This is a genomic window from Vibrio sp. Vb1574 (genome assembly GCF_033338675.1).
Map to the genome: position 1 here is coordinate 1 of NZ_JAWOTC010000269.1, position 1,271 is coordinate 1,271.

The following is a 1,271-nucleotide window of genomic DNA, read 5'->3' on the forward strand; positions in this document are numbered from 1 at the left end:
TGGCGTAGAGAGAAGACGTGTTTCGAGCTCATCTAACAGTGCACTTCCTGCTCCTTGCCCATAATGTAACGGCGAGACATAGCAACACGTTACCAACGCCGTTTTATCTTCACTGGTGTGGTTAGGCAACTCGTAACTTAAAAACCCGACGATTTCCCCTTGTTTCTCAACCACGATCAATTGAGCCAGTTGCTCCGTCATAACTCGTGTCCACATCCTTTCTCGGCGCTCAATGGTAAACTGCTCTATATAGCTTTGTGGCATTAACCCTTTGTACGCCACCTGCCACGAATCGACATGTATTTTAGCAATTTGAGCTGCTTCTTCTCTGACAGCATTCCTTACTGTGTATCCCATTACTTTCCTTTCTATTCATCCTGAGTAAATACGCGCAATCGGTTATAAGCTTCAAATCCCAAAGATTCGCACAACTTAATCGAAGGTGTATTTTCGATATTTACTCGGTATCTCACTTTACGATCTCGCGTTTTAACCTCCGCCACTAAGTGTGAAAGCAAGCGCTTACCGTACCCTTTTTCTCTCGCTTTAGGGCTAACCAGTAACGATAACGACTCAAATGGTTCCTTTCCTTCGTAGCAATATGACGCTAATGCCGCAACCAATTTACCCTCTTCTAAAATGCCCTAGAAGAAGTGGCTATCGAGCTCGAAATCGGCTTTCTCAATATCTTCTGCGCTGTTACTACGTAAAAATACGTCAAGCAACTCATTGTCAGATTCAATATTCAAAGTGAAAACATCAGCATCTTTATTGAAGGTATTATCATTAAATAAATGATAGTCGACGTCGTCATATTCGCAGAATAATTGCAAGTTATTTAATTTTCTCTCTAGCTCACTCGGCTGAAAATGTTTAATTTTATGCCAGAGATTTTCCGGACAGGATAAAAGAGTAAACGCATCAGATTGGAATAAATAAACAGCGGTGTGTTCGGAAAACCTTTTCCAAAATTGGGAGTCATAGTAATAACCGTTGTACGGTTTTTGACTGAGTTCAAACTGATTGTGCCAAGAGCAATCGATTTCTGCTGTTTTCGCAGATGATTTTATAAGCATCCCTACCTCTCTACCTTTGCAGTAGAAAATTATAACTATTTGTTTCGTAGGAACTTAGAAAAACATGAATTTGGCAAAATAATAACCAAACTTAGCGTCATACCTCACCAAAATGCGTATTGATTCACATAAACAACACGCATTCAATTAACTGCCTCACAAAAAATAGCTTAAGCCACATAAAATAAATGCTAA

At 39.8% G+C, this 1,271-nt stretch carries 3 protein-coding genes; all 3 read right to left on the reverse strand.

From position 1 onward, the window contains the following. The coding region (locus R7O12_RS25435) for a GNAT family N-acetyltransferase (RefSeq protein ID WP_318126841.1) at positions 1-357 on the reverse strand (357 nt) is incomplete at its 3' end. Positions 358-368: 11 nt separating this feature from the next. Then, positions 369-641 (reverse strand): GNAT family N-acetyltransferase, encoded by a 273-nt coding sequence (locus R7O12_RS25440; RefSeq protein ID WP_236577784.1) that lies wholly within the window; start codon positions 639-641, stop codon positions 369-371. A 3-nt stretch (positions 642-644) separates the two neighbouring features. Further along, positions 645-1,076: a hypothetical protein gene (locus R7O12_RS25445; RefSeq protein ID WP_318126843.1), complete on the reverse strand. Its 432-nt coding sequence runs from the start codon at positions 1,074-1,076 to the stop codon at positions 645-647. Positions 1,077-1,271: the final 195 nt, after the last annotated feature.